Source organism: Pseudomonas sp. FDAARGOS_761 (genome assembly GCF_013343155.1).
Taxonomy (GTDB): Bacteria; Pseudomonadota; Gammaproteobacteria; order Pseudomonadales; family Pseudomonadaceae; genus Pseudomonas; species Pseudomonas aeruginosa.
Genome location: NZ_CP054572.1, coordinates 921,304 through 935,493, shown reverse-complemented (window position 1 = coordinate 935,493; position 14,190 = coordinate 921,304). Strand labels below are relative to the sequence as shown.

12 protein-coding genes are annotated in these 14,190 nt (G+C 68.0%); 4 read left to right on the top strand and 8 right to left on the bottom strand.

Annotated elements, in window-relative coordinates; all coding sequences use genetic code 11:
• The first annotated feature begins 26 nt into the window (after positions 1–26).
• Positions 27–1,511 carry a 2-methylcitrate dehydratase gene (gene prpD / locus FOC67_RS04395; RefSeq protein ID WP_003109750.1) on the top strand — a complete coding sequence of 495 codons (1,485 nt, stop codon included), beginning with the start codon at positions 27–29 and terminating at the stop codon, positions 1,509–1,511.
• Here the strand turns inward: prpD and FOC67_RS04390 are convergent.
• A complete protein-coding gene (locus FOC67_RS04390; protein ID WP_009315269.1) occupies positions 1,489–2,277 on the bottom strand; it encodes a helix-turn-helix domain-containing protein in 789 nt (262 codons plus the stop codon). The two genes, prpD and FOC67_RS04390, sit on opposite strands and share 23 nt — an antisense overlap.
• Before the next feature lie 106 nt (positions 2,278–2,383).
• Between FOC67_RS04390 and FOC67_RS04385 the strand changes: the two genes are divergently transcribed.
• Positions 2,384–3,199, top strand: a complete 816-nt coding sequence (locus tag FOC67_RS04385; RefSeq protein ID WP_003085615.1) for a sulfite exporter TauE/SafE family protein — start codon at positions 2,384–2,386, stop codon at positions 3,197–3,199.
• Between the two features lie 121 nt (positions 3,200–3,320).
• On the opposite strand, the gene FOC67_RS04380 is transcribed toward FOC67_RS04385, so the two are convergent.
• The 3 genes from FOC67_RS04380 to FOC67_RS04370 form a co-directional block, all read right to left on the bottom strand.
• On the bottom strand, positions 3,321–4,736 hold the full coding sequence (locus FOC67_RS04380) for an amino acid permease (RefSeq protein ID WP_003109752.1): 1,416 nt from the start codon (positions 4,734–4,736) through the stop codon (positions 3,321–3,323).
• Positions 4,737–5,058: 322 nt separating this feature from the next.
• A complete protein-coding gene (locus FOC67_RS04375) occupies positions 5,059–5,724 on the bottom strand; it encodes a bifunctional 2-polyprenyl-6-hydroxyphenol methylase/3-demethylubiquinol 3-O-methyltransferase UbiG (protein WP_009315268.1) in 666 nt (221 codons plus the stop codon).
• A 4-nt stretch (positions 5,725–5,728) separates the two neighbouring features.
• Positions 5,729–5,938 carry a hypothetical protein gene (locus tag FOC67_RS04370; RefSeq protein WP_009875978.1) on the bottom strand — a complete coding sequence of 70 codons (210 nt, stop codon included), beginning with the start codon at positions 5,936–5,938 and terminating at the stop codon, positions 5,729–5,731.
• 154 nt (positions 5,939–6,092) lie between these two features.
• On the opposite strand from FOC67_RS04370, the gene FOC67_RS04365 reads away from it, so the two are divergent.
• Entirely contained in the window at positions 6,093–9,218 is a 3,126-nt protein-coding gene (locus FOC67_RS04365) for a transglycosylase domain-containing protein (protein ID WP_031627687.1), read from the top strand.
• Between the two features lie 4 nt (positions 9,219–9,222).
• Here the strand turns inward: FOC67_RS04365 and FOC67_RS04360 are convergent, their stop codons facing one another.
• Genes FOC67_RS04360 through azoR1 form a run of 3 tightly spaced genes read right to left on the bottom strand, consistent with a single transcriptional unit; the run spans position 9,223 to position 11,395 of the window.
• A complete protein-coding gene (locus FOC67_RS04360; RefSeq protein ID WP_009315266.1) occupies positions 9,223–10,386 on the bottom strand; it encodes an AAA family ATPase in 1,164 nt (387 codons plus the stop codon).
• Positions 10,387–10,441: 55 nt separating this feature from the next.
• Positions 10,442–10,747: a multidrug efflux SMR transporter gene (locus FOC67_RS04355; protein ID WP_003103070.1), complete on the bottom strand. Its 306-nt coding sequence runs from the start codon at positions 10,745–10,747 to the stop codon at positions 10,442–10,444.
• Between the two features lie 9 nt (positions 10,748–10,756).
• Positions 10,757–11,395, bottom strand: a complete 639-nt coding sequence (azoR1, locus tag FOC67_RS04350; RefSeq protein WP_003085596.1) for an FMN-dependent NADH-azoreductase AzoR1 — start codon at positions 11,393–11,395, stop codon at positions 10,757–10,759.
• 126 nt (positions 11,396–11,521) lie between these two features.
• Between azoR1 and FOC67_RS04345 the strand changes: the two genes are divergently transcribed.
• The gene (locus tag FOC67_RS04345; RefSeq protein ID WP_023875769.1) at positions 11,522–12,451 is read left to right on the top strand and encodes a LysR substrate-binding domain-containing protein; all 930 of its coding nucleotides are present in this window, start codon (positions 11,522–11,524) and stop codon (positions 12,449–12,451) included.
• A gap of 144 nt (positions 12,452–12,595) precedes the next feature.
• On the opposite strand, the gene putP is transcribed toward FOC67_RS04345, so the two are convergent.
• Entirely contained in the window at positions 12,596–14,116 is a 1,521-nt protein-coding gene (putP, locus tag FOC67_RS04340) for a sodium/proline symporter PutP (RefSeq protein WP_003085592.1), read from the bottom strand.
• Positions 14,117–14,190: the final 74 nt, after the last annotated feature.

Genomic DNA, 14,190 nt, shown 5'->3' with positions numbered 1-14,190 from the left:
CCACTTACGAACCACTGGAGTACGCGATGAGTGCCAACGTCGATCTCAACCAACGTCCCGACTACGACGCCGTCCTGCAGGACATCGCCGACTACGTGCTGGACTACCGCATCGATTCCGCGGAGGCCCTGGACACCGCCCGCAACTGCCTGATGGATACCCTCGGCTGCGGCCTGCTGGCGCTGCGCTTCCCGGAATGCACCAAGCACCTCGGCCCGCTGGTCGAGGGCACCCTGGTCCCGCACGGCGCGCGGGTGCCGGGCACCTCCTTCCGGCTCGACCCGGTCAAGGCCGCCTGGGACATCGGCTGCATCGTCCGCTGGCTGGACTACAACGACACCTGGCTGGCCGCCGAGTGGGGCCATCCCTCGGACAACCTCGGCGGCATCCTCGCCGTCGCCGACCACCTCTCGCAGAAACGCCTGGCCAACGGCGAAGCGCCGCTGAGCATGCGCCAGGTACTGGAAGCGATGATCATGGCCCACGAGATCCAGGGCGTGATCGCCCTGGAGAACTCGTTCAATCGCGTCGGCCTCGACCATGTGCTGCTGGTCAAGGTCGCGTCCACCGCCGTCTGCGCCAAGCTGATGGGGGCCGACCGCGAGCAACTGCTGGCCGCCCTCTCCCACGCCTTCGTCGACGGCCAGGCCCTGCGCACCTACCGTCACGCACCGAACGCCGGCTCGCGCAAGTCCTGGGCTGCTGGCGACGCGACGAGCCGCGGCGTACGCCTGGCGGACATCGCCTTGCGCGGCGAGATGGGCATCCCCGGCGTGCTCAGCGCGCCGCAGTGGGGTTTCTACGATGTCCTGTTCAGCCACACCAGCAAGGACCTGGCGACCAAGCCCGAGGACAAGCGGCGCTTCAGCTTCCCCCAGGGCTACGGCAGCTACGTGATGGAAAACGTACTGTTCAAGATCAGCTTCCCCGCCGAATTCCACGCGCAGACCGCCGCCGAGGCCGCCGTGCGCCTGCATCCGCTGGTGAAGGACCGCCTGCAACGGATCAGCCGCATCGTCATCACCACCCACGAGTCGGCGATCCGCATCATTTCCAAGGTCGGCCCGCTGGCCAACCCCGCCGACCGCGACCATTGCCTGCAGTACATGACCGCCGTGCCGCTGATCTTCGGCGACCTGGTGGCCGAGCACTACGAGGACGCCTTCCACGCCGCCCACCCGCTGATCGACCGCTTGCGCGAGAAAATGGAGATCGTCGAGGAGCCGCGCTACAGCCGTGAATACCTGGAGGCGGACAAGCGCTCCATCGCCAACGCCGTGGAAGTGTTCTTCGACGACGGCAGCAGCACCGGCCAGGTCGCCGTGGAGTACCCGCTCGGCCATCGCCGCCGGCGCGCCGAGGGCATTCCGCTGCTGCAGGAGAAGTTCAAGGCCAACCTGGCCACGCGCTTCCCGCCGCAGCGCTGCCAGAGGATCTTCGACCTGTGCAGCCACCAGGCGTCGCTGGAAGCCACGCCGGTGAACCGCTTCATGGACCTCCTGGCGATCTGAGCGCGCCCGCCTGGAAGGCGCTGGGCGGCTGGCCGAGGACCCGGCGGAACATGGTCGAGAAGGCTGCCGGGCTCTCGTAGCCGCAGTCCAGGGCGATGGCGGTGACCGTTTCGCCGCCGGCCAGCCGCGCCAGTGCCTGCACCACGCAGGCGCGTTGCTTCCAGGCCCCGAAGCTGAGGCCGGTGTAGCGACGGAAGGTGCGGTTGAAACTGCGCAGGCTGGTATGCAGCAGCCCGGCCCAGCGCTCGGCGCTGGCGCGGATGTCGGGCTCGACGAGGAACGCCTCGCAAAGCGCCAGCCAGCGCGGCTCGGGCGGCAAGGGCACGTGCAGCGGCAGCGTCTCGGCCGCCGCCAGCTCATGGAGCAACAGCGTCGCCAGCGCGCCGTCGCGACCTTCGGTGTCGTATTCCAGGGGCATGTCCACCGCCGCCAGCAACAGTTGCCGCAGCAACGGCGACACCGCCAGCACCTGGCAGTGCGCCGGCATCGCCGTGGCGCTGCCGGGCTCGATGTACAGGCTGCGGGTGCTCACCCCGAGCATTCGCACCTCATGCTCGACGCCCGGCGGAATCCACACCGCGCGCTGTGGCGGCACCACCCAGCCGGCGTCGCCGGTACGCACCTGCATCACTCCGCTGGCACCGTACAGCAATTGCGCGCGACGGTGCCGATGGCGCGGCAGCAGGTAGCCGTCGGGATAGTCGGTACCCATGGCCACCACGGCCCGGGGCGTGGCGTCGTACTGCTCGATGGAAGCGTTGCGCATGGTCGAAGCACCTGGCCGAAACACGAATAGTATTGGCCAACCTCGCGAAGCGGGCCAACCCCGGGACGCCTAAGCTGGCCTTCCGCTCTCGTTCCGGAAACCCGCCATGTTCTATCTCCTGCTCTTTCTCTGCGGCTGCCTCACCGGGGTCAGCGCCGTGTTGTTCGGCTTTGGCGGCGGCTTCGTGGTGGTGCCGCTGCTCTATCACCTGCTGCAACTCGGTCGCGCCGCCGACGACCCGCTGGCCCAGGCGGCCATGCAGGTCGCGGTGGCCACCTCGACCTGCGTGATGATCGTCAACGCCGCCCTCGCCACCTATCGCCACCGGCGCGCCGGCAGCCTGCTGCGCGCCTATGTCTGGCCGCTGGGCGCGTACATCGGTGTCGGCGCGGTGCTCGGCGCGGCGCTGGTCGGCCTGGCCAGCGGCGACTTCATCCGCCTGGCCTTCGTCGCCTACCTCGCCATCACCATCCTCGACTGCCTGTTGCGCCGCGGCTTCCTCAGCCGCGCCGAGGAGCGCCAGGCCCGGCCGCTGGGTGTCGGCGAGACGCGCCTGGGCGGAACGCTGATCGGTGCGATCGCCACCTTCCTCGGCGTCGGAGGCAGCGTGATGACCGTACCGCTGCTGCGCCGCTGCGGGCTGAGCATGACCCAGGCGACCTCCATGGCCAACCCGCTGAGCCTGCCGGTGGCTCTTGGCGGCACCCTTACCTACCTGGTCCTGGCCGGCTACCAGGAGCAAGGCCTGGGCCGAGGCTTCGTCGGCTACATCGACCTGCTGGCCTTCGCCACCCTGGCCGGCGGCGGCTGGCTCGGCATCCGCCTGGCGACCCCGCTGATCGGGCGGATTCCCGATGCGCTGCATGCGCGGGTGTACGTCGGCCTGCTGGCGGCAGTGATGCTGAGCATGCTGGCGGGCTGATGCCCCAGCCTGGGTAGGGCGAATAACGCCAACGGCGTTATCCGCCGCACCGGGCCGGATATCGGCGCAACGAAAAAAGGGCCTCGTCCGAGGCCCTTCTTCCTTTCCGGCGCTACACCGCTCAGGACGCCGCGCGGCTTACCGCGCCGGCGCCGGCAGGCTCCTTCGGCGCCAGGTTGAAGGCGTAGTACAGGACGGTCAGCAGCAGGATGAACGGCGGGCCGATGTAGAGGGCGATGCGGGTGTCCTCGAAGAAGGCCATCAGCACCACCACCATCACCAGGAACGCCAGCGCCAGGTAGGAACTGAGCGGGTACAGCCACATGCGGTATTGCAGCTTGTCGCATTCGGCCGGGCTGAGCGTCTTGCGGAAGCGCAACTGGGCCAGCAGGATCATCGCCCAGGTCCAGATCGCGCCGAAGGTGGCGATGGAGGTCACCCAGACGAACACCTTCTCCGGCACCAGGTAGTTCAGCAACACGCCCAGCAGCAGCGCCAGGATCGACAGGATCAGCGCCCGGCGCGGTACGCCGCTGCGCGAGGCCTTGCCGAAGAAGGCCGGGGCCTGGCGATGCTGGGCCAGGCTGTAGAGCATGCGCCCGGTGCTGAAGATGCCGCCGTTGCAGGACGACAGCGCGGCGGTGATCACCACGAAGTTGATGATCCCGGCGGCGGTCTTGATGCCCATGCGCTCGAAGGTCATCACGAAGGGGCTGCCCTGGGTGCCGATCTCGTTCCACGGATAGAGCGACATGATCACGAACAGCGAGCCGACATAGAACAGCAGGATGCGCCAGAACACCGAGTTGATCGCGCTGGGAATGGTCTTGGTCGGGTTACGCGCTTCGCCGGCGGTGAGGCCGATCATTTCCACCCCGAGGTAGGCGAACATCACCATCTGCAGCGACATCAGCACGCCCTGGATGCCATTGGGCATGAAGCCGCCGTGGGCCCAGAGGTTGGAGATGCCGGTGGCGATGCCGTCGTTGCCGAAGCCGAAGGCGATCATGCCGATGCCGACCACCACCATCGCCAGGATGGTGACGATCTTGATCAGGGCGAACCAGAACTCGAACTCGCCGAAGGCGCGCACCGCGATGAGGTTGATCGTGCCCATGCTCGCCAGGGCCGCCAGGGCCCAGATCCAGCGCGGCACGTCGGGGAACCAGATGCCCATGTAGACGGCGACGGCGGTGATCTCGGCGACACAGGTCACCAGCCAGAGGAACCAGTAGTTCCAGCCGGTGATGAAGCCCGCCAGCGGGCCCAGGTAATCCTTGGCGTACTGGCTGAAGGAACCGGCCACCGGATTGTGTACCGCCATCTCGCCGAGGGCGCGCATGATCACCAGGATCGCCAGGCCGCCGAGGATGTAGGAGATCATGATGGCCGGGCCGGCCATCTGGATGGCCTTCGCCGAGCCCAGGAACAGGCCGACGCCGATACAGGCGCCGAGCGCCATCAGGCGGATGTGTCGCTCACCGAGCTCGCGCTTCAGGGAGCCGTCTTGAACCTTCTGTTCGCCGACAGACGACATGGGAACAACCTCATTTTGTTATTGAGATAGATCAGTTGCGGACTCGCTCGTGCGGTCGGGGTAGGGAAGCGGATTTCGCCAACGGCGCGGCCCCTGCGCGATACCGCACAGCAGGCGACGACGGGGCGTCATAGGTTCCAGGACTGCACACCGGAAGAGGCTGTCCGCTCTCGTGGAGCGAACGTGGGCATTGCGGGAGTCGACTACAACTGAGGTCGGGCCGGAGTTTTACACAAGATTTCGAGGCCGTCATGCCCCGCGACAGGGCAACTGGACCAAAGGCGTAAGCGCTCTGCAACGCCCATTGCGGGGCTGAAAGGTTTCACTCGGCGAGTCCCGCCCGCAGCAACAGGGACAGCGGCCTGCCGAGCCGGGGATGGACGGTTTCGCTCAGGCCCCGCAGGCGCCAGCCGCTGCCGTCGAGCAGCGCCAGCCAGGACTCCAGGGTGCGGAAATACCAGGGCATGCTGTCGCGGAAGCCTTCGCCGAAGCCGTCGAAGCGCTCCTCGCGCCAGCCGTCGCGGTAGTCCTCGTCGCCGGCGGCCCAGGGATGCAGGGTCTGGATCAGCAACTCGCCGCCGCTTTCCAGCAGCGCCGGCCAGGCCGCCAGGCAACCGGCAAGGTCTTCGTCGAGCAGGGAGAAATTGCACACCAGGGCGTCGAAACGACCGAGCCCCGAGGCCGCATCCAGCTCGCGGTAGGCCAGGCGCCGGAAGCGGCCGCCGCCCGCCGCGCAGGCGAGTTCGATCAGTTCCGGCGAGGCGTCGATGCCGACGCATTCGCCGACCTCGCCGGCCAGCGCCCGGCACAGCCAGCCCTCGCCGCAGCCGATATCCAGCAGGCGCCGCGGCGCGCGCTGGCGCAGCGCCTGGAGAATCGCGTCGTCGGTGGCCAGGCGGCGGCTTTCCAGGCGTCCCTCGCGCACGGCGCGGGCCCAGGCCTCGGCATTGCCGCGCCAGCTGCGCTCGAGCCGTCGGCTGCGCTCCACGGGGTCAGCGCAGGGGTTCGCGGCAGCGGAGGTCGCGGTAGGGGCCGTCGAGCCTGACCCAGCCGTCTCCCGGCGAGGTCTGCATGCAGGCGACCTGGCCGTCGAGCTTGCTCTGCCATTTGTAGAAGGGCGCCGGCGCGGCCTGCGCCGCGAGGCCGGAGAAACCCGCCAGGACGACACCGACGAGAAGGGGGAAAAGTGTGCGCATCGACATTCCGGACCCGAAACACAAGGAACTCAGACAGACACTCTAACCCCTGCGCCACGCCGCTCCAATCCTCGGTCGTCCGATTGCCGCCGGGGAGATTTTCCTTGCACGAATGACAGCAGGGTTGCAGCGGGACAACTAGACTTCCCCCCAGGTGCGGATGAATTGCGCAGCTACAGGCGGTGCGAGCATGGGTGCATCAGAACGATCCACGAACGACCCTTCCGAGCTGCAACCCTGCAGTCTCCCTGCCTCCGCTTCTCCTCGAAAAAGCCGTCTCCGCCAACGCCTGATGCTGATCGGCTTCGCCTTGCCGATCCTCGCCGCGGTAGGCATCGTGGTCCTTCACGAAGCGCACACCTCGCGGTTGCAGGCACGCGAGCTGGCACGCTACGCCGCGACCCTGGACTACGAGGTGCGCCAGGGTCCCAGCGAGGCCATCCTGTTCCCGGCGGACGGCCCCTTCGACCGCCGCCTCGGCTACCAGTTGCTGCCTTCGTTCATGCAGCGCCTGTACGACCGCGACTACGCCATCACCCGCCAGGCGCACTTCTCCCCGGCGCTGATGCGCTACGCCGAACACCGGCTGTTCCCGCCCTACGCGGAAAAGGCCCAGGCCGGGCTGGACATCGCCGATTGCCGCGGCGTGCCGATCTACGACTTCCGCTATCCGCAACGGCGCTACGCGAACTTCGCCAGCCTGCCGCCGCTGGCGGTGCAGAGCCTGCTGTTCATCGAGAACCGCGACCTGCTCGATCACGAACGCCCCTACCTCAACCCGGCCGTGGACTGGGGTCGCTTCACCCAGGCGGCGCTGTCGCAGGTCGGCAAGATGCTCGGCTTCAGCGCGCATTCCTCCGGCGGCAGCACCCTGGCGACCCAGATCGAGAAATACCGCCACTCTGCCGAAGGGCGCACCAGCAGCATCGGCGACAAGCTGCGGCAGATGCTCTCGGCCAGCGTACGCAGCTATCGCGAAGGCCCGGCCAACTTCGCCGCGCGCCAGGACATCGTGCTCACCTACCTCAACTCGGTGCCGCTGTCGGCGGCGCCGGGCTACGGCGAGGTCACCGGCCTGGCCGATGGCCTGTGGGTCTGGTACGGCGCCGACTACCGGCAGGTCGGCGAGGCCCTCGACGGCAAGGCCGGACTCGCCGCCCAGGGCCTGGCCCTGCGCCAGGTGCTGGCGCTGATGATCGCCCACCGCCGGCCTTCCTTCTATCTGGCGCCGCGCGGCCGCGACGAGCTGGACCGGATGACCGACAGCCACCTGCGGGTCCTGACCCAGGCCGGCGTCATCGAGGCGCCGTTACGCGATGCGGCGCTGGCGCAGAAGCTGGCGTTCCGCGACCCACGCAGCCAGCCGACGGTGCAACCGCTGCCGACCAACAAGGGCGTGACCCTGGCTCGCACCCGCCTGGCCGGGATGCTCGGCGTGCCACTGTACGACCTCGACCGTCTCGACCTGCGGGCCAATACCACCCTCCAGCACGAGTTGCAGGAAAGCGTCACCGCCTACTTGCAGAAACTCGCCGACCCGGACTACGCCGCCCAGCTCGGGCTGATCGGCGAACGCCTGCTGACCCCGACCTCGACCCGCTCGGTACGCTACAGCTTCACCCTGTTCGAACGTACGCCGAGCGGCAACCAGGTGCGGGTGCAGACCGACAACACCGACCAGCCCTTCGACATCAACGAAGGCAGCAAGCTGGAGCTGGGCTCCACCGCCAAGCTACGGGTGCTGGCCAGCTACCTGGAGACCGTCGCGCAGATCCACCGCGACTATGGCGGCATGAGCGTCGCCGAGCTGCGCAAGGTGGAAGTGGAGCCGCTCGATTTCATCCTCCGCTGGGGCATCGACCACCTGGTGGCCAGCCGCGACCGCGATCTTTCCGCGATGCTCCAGGCGGCCATGGAACGGCGCTATTCGGCCAGCCCCTACGAGAGCTTCTTCACCGGCGGCGGGCTGCACACCTTCAACAACTTCCGCAAGGAAGACAACGGCCGCCGGCCGATGCTGCTGGAAGCCCTGCGCGAATCGATCAACCTGCCCTTCGTGCGCCTGCTGCGCGACCTGATCCGCCACGACATCTACCAGAACGCCGGGAGCAAGGTGCAATTGCTGGCCGACGACAAGGACCCGCGCCGCGCCGACTACCTCGACCGTTTCGTCGACAAGGAAAGCCAGGTCTACCTGCGCCGCTTCTGGGTCAAGTACCGCGACAAGGACGCCAACCAGCGCCTGGAGACCTTCCTCGACGGCCTGCGTCCCTGGCCGGTGCGGCTGGCTGCGATCCATCGCTACCTGCAGCCACAGGCCGACCTGGCGAGCTTCAGCGCCTTCCTCCGCGAACGCCTGCCCCGCGGCAGCCTGACCGACAAGCGCGCCGCCGAGCTGTACGAGCGCTACGGCCCGGGCAAGTTCAACCTCAACGACCAGGGCTACGTCGCCCGCGTGCACCCGCTGGAGCTATGGCTGCTCGGCTATCTGCAGAAGCAGCCGCAGGCGACCTTCGGCGAGGCGGTGGCGGCCAGCGGCGCCGAGCGCAAGGAGGTCTACGGCTGGCTGTTCAAGTCGCGGCACAAGAACGCCCGCGACAAGCGCATCCGCATCCTGCTGGAGGTGGAGGCCTTCCTCGACCTGCACCAGCAATGGAAGAAACTCGGCTATCCCTTCGATCACCTGGTGCCGTCCTACGCCACCGCCCTGGGCAGCTCCGGCGACCGCCCGGCGGCGCTGGCCGAACTGATGGGGATCATCGTCAACGATGGCGTGCGCATGCCGACCCTGCGCCTGGAGCACCTCGACTTCGCCCTGGGTACGCCCTACGAGACGCGCTTCGCCCCGGAAGCCACCCTCGGCCAGCGGGTGATGACCTCGGAGGTCGCCGCCACCCTGCGCAACGCGCTGTCCCAGGTGGTCGACGCCGGCACCGCGCGGCGCCTGCAAGGCACCTTCAGCCGTCCGGACGGCGCGCCGCTGGTGATGGGCGGCAAGACCGGCACCGGCGACAACCGCCTGCAGACCTTCAGCGCCGGCGGCCACGTGCGCAGTTCGAAGGCACTGAACCGCACCGCCACTTTCGTCTTCTACATCGGCCCGCGGCACTTCGGTACCCTCACCGCCTACGTCGACGGCAGCGAGTCGAGCCAGTTCAAGTTCACCTCGGCCCTGCCGGTGCAGGTACTCAAGGGCATGGCACCGCTCCTCAGGGACTACCTCGACCCACGCACCGCCACCCGCTGCCAGGTACCGTTGTCGCCGCAACAGATCGGCCGCCTGTAGCGGTTCAGCGCACCGGCCAGTACCAGGCCGGCCGGTCCAGCTCGCGCAGCCCCTGGATGCGGGTCTCGCCGAAGTCCTTCTCCAGCCCCAGCGAATGGCATTCCGGGTGCTCTTCGAGCGTCGCGACAAGCCGCGCGGCGTGCGACACCACCAGCACCTGGGAGTGCTGCGCGGCCTGGCCGACCAGGCGCCCGAGGGCCGGCAGCAGGTCGGGATGCAGGCTGGTTTCCGGTTCGTTGAGCACCAGCAGCGCCGGCGGCCGCGGCGACAACAGAGCGGCGATCCACAGCAGGTAGCGCAGGGTGCCGTCCGACAGCTCCGCGGTGCGCAGCGGCCGCAGCAGGCCGGGCTGCTCGATCAGCACTTCGAAGCGCCCTCCCGGGTTGTCGATGTGCAGGCGGCTGCCGGGAAAGGCATCGTCCACCGCTTCGTCCAGCGCCGCCGCATCGCCGATCTCGCGGATGGTCTGCAGGGCCGCGGCCAGGTCGGCGCCGTCGGCGCCCAGCACCGGCGTATGGGTGCCGATCTGCGGACGCCGCGCCGGTGCCTCGGCGTCGCTGCGGAAATGGTCGTAGAAGCGCCAGGAGCGGATCCGCTCGCGCAGGCCGAGCAGTTCCGGCACCTGCCGCGGGTCCACCGCCGCGCCCAGCATGCTGTCGAAGGTGGCGAGGTGCTGCGCCGCCACTTCCCAGCGACCGCCGCCGCCGCGTGCGCGCAACAACGGCCCGCGACGGTCGACCAGGACATTGGCCGGGCGCAGGAACGGGCCGGCCCAGATGCATTCGCGCTTGATCACCGGGTCGAGACCGAACTTGCTCTGGCTTGGCTCCGGCAGGCCGAGGTCGATGCAATAACCGAAATCCTCCCCGGCGAAGCCCAGGCGCAGATTCACCGACTGCCGGCGCACGCTGCCTTCGATCGGCTGGGCGCCACTGCGCATGGCCCGGCTGATGTCCTCCGGTCCCGCCCACAGGGTCGATGGCAGGCCGCCCTCGCGCGCCAGCGACGGGATCACTTCGCCGCGCGCGCTGTCCGCCAGCAGGCGCAAGGCCCGGTAGGCGTTGGACTTGCCGGCGCCGTTGGCGCCGGTGATCAGGTTCAGGCGCCGCAGCGGCATCACCAGGTCGCGCAGGGTGCGGTAGTTGGACACCGCCAGGGTGGTCAGCATGGCTGCTCTCGAAGGAACGGAAACGCGGCCGATTGTAGGCCAAATGCCGCATCGCTTACTTGAGCCCGGCCACCCCGGCGACGATCAACCCGACAGAAACCAGCTTCACCGCCGTCAGGCTCTCGCCAAGCAGCAGGACGCCGAGGAACACCGTGCCCAGCGAACCGATCGCAGTCCAGATCGGATAGGCGACGCTGACTGGCAACTCGCGCAGCGCCAGGGTCAGGAAATAGATCCCGCCGATCGCCGCGACCACCGTCAGCAGCGATGGCCAGAGCCTGCCGAAGCCGTTGGAGAACTTCATGCCCATGGCGAAGGCGACCTCGAAGGCCGCCGCCACCAGCAGATGGAACCAGGCCATGGCGGCTCCTCAGGCCGACTGCGCCAGCGCCAGCAGGCGCTGTTCCGCCTCGGCGCAGGAGTCCTCGAAGGACCTGCCGCCGGATTCCTCGCCTTCCGCCGCGACCACCGTGACCTCGTCGATGCCGATGAAACCCAGCGCGGTGCGCAACCAGGGATCGGCGTGGTTCATCGCCTGGTTCTCGCCGCCCGGGCCGAAGCCATGGCCACCGCGACTGGTGACGATCAGCGCACGCTTGCCGCGCAGCAGCGGCCGGTACTGGGCGACGCCATTGTCGAGGACGAAATCGAAGGTCACCCCGAGGCGCACGATCTGGTCGATCCAGGCCTTCAGGCCGCTGGGCACGCTGAAGTTGTACATCGGCGTGGAGATCACCAGCAGGTCGCTGTCGAACAGTTCGCCGACCAGTTGGTCGCTCAGCGCCAGGTCGGCCTGCATCGCCAGCGAACGCTGTTCCGGCTGGGGATGGAAGGCGGCGGCGACGAAGGCCTCGGTGACCGCCGGAAGCGGTACCCGGCCGACTTCGCGGCGAGCCACGCGGGCCTGCGGATGGGCTTCGCGATAGGCCGCCAGGAAAACCTCGGCGAGACGCCGGGACTGCGAGCGCTCGCCTCGCGGACTGGCATGCACTGCAAGAATTCTACTCATCTGTATCTCCTTGGATTCGGCTAGACTCGAATGACCTCAAGGCCCTTCGCCTGGAGCCAGAAATTATTGGCAGCGGGGGTTCCCGACAAATGAGCAATAGTTGTTCAGGGTGAATTCAGCTCACCCATGGAGATTCCCATGTTCGCTTCCCTGCCGCTGACCGCGTTGCGCACCTTCGAATCGGCGGCCCGTCAGTCGAGCTTCAAGGCCGCCGCCGAGGAGCTTGCGGTAACGCCAACCGCGGTTTCCCACCAGATCCGTTCGCTGGAAGCCTGGCTCGGCGTTCCGCTGTTCCAGCGCCTGCCACGGCAAGTGCGCCTGACCGACTGCGGCGAACGGCTGTTCCGCAGCCTGCACGGGGCCCTGCTGGAAATTTCGCAGAGCGTCGACACGCTGCGTCCGCAGCGCAGCGGCGGCAACCTGACGGTCTCCACCACCCCGGCCTTCGCCGCCCTCTGGCTGGTGCCGCGTCTCGGCCGCTTCTACACCGCACACCCACAGATCAACCTGCGCCTGGACACCAACTGCGAAGTCCTCGACCTGCACCAGGACGCCAGCATCGACCTGGTGATCCGCTACAGCCTCGACGACTACCCGAACTTCTACGGTCTCTGCCTGTTCGACGAATGCTTCGCGGTCTACGGCTCGCCGGCCCAGGTCGCCCTGGCCGGAGAACGGCAGCCGACCCTGATCAGCGTGCGCTGGCACAACTCCAGGCTCTACGCCCACGGCTGGGAGGCCTGGTGCGCTCAGGCCGGCGAAAACTGGATGGAGGGCCAGCCGGTGATCCGCCAGTACGACGAGGAGCACTATGCCCTGCAGGCGGCCATCGCCGGCCAGGGACTGGTGCTGGCCAGTTCGATCCTGGTTTCGGAAAGCGTCGCCAGCGGCCTGCTGCAACCCTACAGAGCGGATATCAGTGTCGACGGCGCCGGCTACAGCGCGCTATGCGTGCCCGGACGGGAACGTCATCCGCCGGTGAAGGCATTCTTCGAATGGCTGAGGCTGGAGGCACGACAGTCGGGGCACGCTTGCCGGCTGGAGCGGGACGCCTGAGCGGCGCGGCGGGACAGGAACAACGCGGCTGCCGTTATCCGTCCTGCGCGGCCAGGCGCAGCAGCCGCCGGAAAAAACGACGGCCCGCACCTTGCGGGGCGGGCCGTCTCCATGCGCGGGCGCTTCACGCGCCCACAGGCTCGATCAGCGCTGGGTTACCGGAGCGGCGGAACCCTGGTGCGCCTCGCGGTACTCCTGCTCCGCATCGTCGAAGCGCTTGAGCATGCTCGTCGAAGGCGCCTTGCCGAGCAGGCTGAAGACGACGATGGCGACGCTGGCGAAGAGGAAGCCGGGGATGATCTCGTACAGGCCGGTCCAGCCCAACAGGTTCTTCCACAGGATCACTGTCGCTGCGCCGACGATCATGCCGGCCAGCGCACCGTTGCGGGTCATCCGCTTCCACAGCAGGGAGAACAGCACCAGCGGGCCGAAAGCGGCGCCGAAGCCGGCCCAGGCATAGGACACCAGGCCGAGCACGCGGTTTTCCGGGTTGGCGGCCAGCCAGATGGCGATCACCGCCACCAGCAGCACCATGGCGCGACCGACCCAGACCAGTTCCAGCTGGCTGGCGCCCTTGCGCAGGAAGGCCTTGTAGAAGTCCTCGGTGAGCGCCGAGGAGCAGACCAGCAGCTGGCAGCTCAGGGTGCTCATGACCGCGGCGAGGATGGCGGACAGCAGCACGCCGGCGACCCACGGGTTGAACAGGATCTTGGCCAGCTCGATGAACACCCGCTCGGGGTTGTCGCTGACCGCGCCGGCCTGCTCCGGATGCGCCTGGAAGTAGGCGATGCCGAAGAAGCCCACGGCCACGGCGCCGCCGAGGCAGAGGATCATCCAGGTCATGGAGATGCGGCGCGCGGCCGGGATCGATTTCACCGAATCGGCGGCCATGAAGCGCGCCAGGATGTGCGGCTGGCCGAAGTAGCCCAGGCCCCAGGCCATCAGCGAGATCACGCCGATGAAGGAGGCGCCCTTGAGCATGTCGAAGCTGGTCGCGTCCTTCAGCTCGATGGCGGTGAAGGTCGGCTCGACGCCGCCGGTGGCGAGCATCACGATCACCGGGGTGAGGATCAGCGCGAAGATCATCAGCGAGGCCTGCACGGTGTCGGTCCAGCTCACCGCGAGGAAGCCGCCGATGAAGGTGTAGGCGATGGTCGCCGCGGCGCCGGCCCACAGCGCGGTCTCGTAGGAGAGGCCGAAGGTGCTCTCGAACAGGCGCGCACCGGCGACGATGCCGGAAGCGCAGTAGATGGTGAAGAACACCAGGATCACCAGGGCCGAGAAGATCCGCAGCAGGCGGCTGTTGTCCTCGAAGCGGTTGGTGAAGTAGTCGGGCAGGGTCAGCGCGTTGCCGTTGTGCTCGGTCTGTACCCGCAGGCGGCCGGCGACGAACAGCCAGTTGAGGTAGGCGCCGACGATCAGGCCGATGGCGATCCAGCTTTCGGACAGGCCGGACAGGTACACCGCGCCGGGCAGGCCCATCAGCAGCCAGCCGCTCATGTCGGAGGCGCCGGCGGACAGCGCCGTGACGAAGCTGCCGAGGCTGCGGCCGCCGAGGATGTAGTCGGAGAAGTTGTTGGTGGAGCGATATGCCGCCAGGCCGATCAGGACCATGGCCGCGATGTAGATCACGAAGGTGATCAGCGTGGGCGTATTGACACTCATAGGGACTCCCCTATTGCTTGTTTTTATCCGGGCCCTTGCGTGTGCAAGCAACGGGTAGCGGGCCCTTGGTTGGC

What these genes read in the sequence shown, in the direction of transcription:
- prpD (WP_003109750.1), top strand. Translation starts at nt 27, where the DNA reads ATGAGTGCCAACGTCGATCTCAACCAACGTCCCGACTACGACGCCGTC.
- FOC67_RS04390 (WP_009315269.1), bottom strand. Translation starts at nt 2,277, where the DNA reads ATGCGCAACGCTTCCATCGAGCAGTACGACGCCACGCCCCGGGCCGTG.
- FOC67_RS04385 (WP_003085615.1), top strand. Translation starts at nt 2,384, where the DNA reads ATGTTCTATCTCCTGCTCTTTCTCTGCGGCTGCCTCACCGGGGTCAGC.
- FOC67_RS04380 (WP_003109752.1), bottom strand. Translation starts at nt 4,736, where the DNA reads ATGTCGTCTGTCGGCGAACAGAAGGTTCAAGACGGCTCCCTGAAGCGC.
- FOC67_RS04370 (WP_009875978.1), bottom strand. Translation starts at nt 5,938, where the DNA reads ATGTCGATGCGCACACTTTTCCCCCTTCTCGTCGGTGTCGTCCTGGCG.
- FOC67_RS04365 (WP_031627687.1), top strand. Translation starts at nt 6,093, where the DNA reads ATGAATTGCGCAGCTACAGGCGGTGCGAGCATGGGTGCATCAGAACGA.
- FOC67_RS04360 (WP_009315266.1), bottom strand. Translation starts at nt 10,386, where the DNA reads ATGCTGACCACCCTGGCGGTGTCCAACTACCGCACCCTGCGCGACCTG.
- FOC67_RS04355 (WP_003103070.1), bottom strand. Translation starts at nt 10,747, where the DNA reads ATGGCCTGGTTCCATCTGCTGGTGGCGGCGGCCTTCGAGGTCGCCTTC.
- azoR1 (WP_003085596.1), bottom strand. Translation starts at nt 11,395, where the DNA reads ATGAGTAGAATTCTTGCAGTGCATGCCAGTCCGCGAGGCGAGCGCTCG.
- FOC67_RS04345 (WP_023875769.1), top strand. Translation starts at nt 11,522, where the DNA reads ATGGAGATTCCCATGTTCGCTTCCCTGCCGCTGACCGCGTTGCGCACC.
- putP (WP_003085592.1), bottom strand. Translation starts at nt 14,116, where the DNA reads ATGAGTGTCAATACGCCCACGCTGATCACCTTCGTGATCTACATCGCG.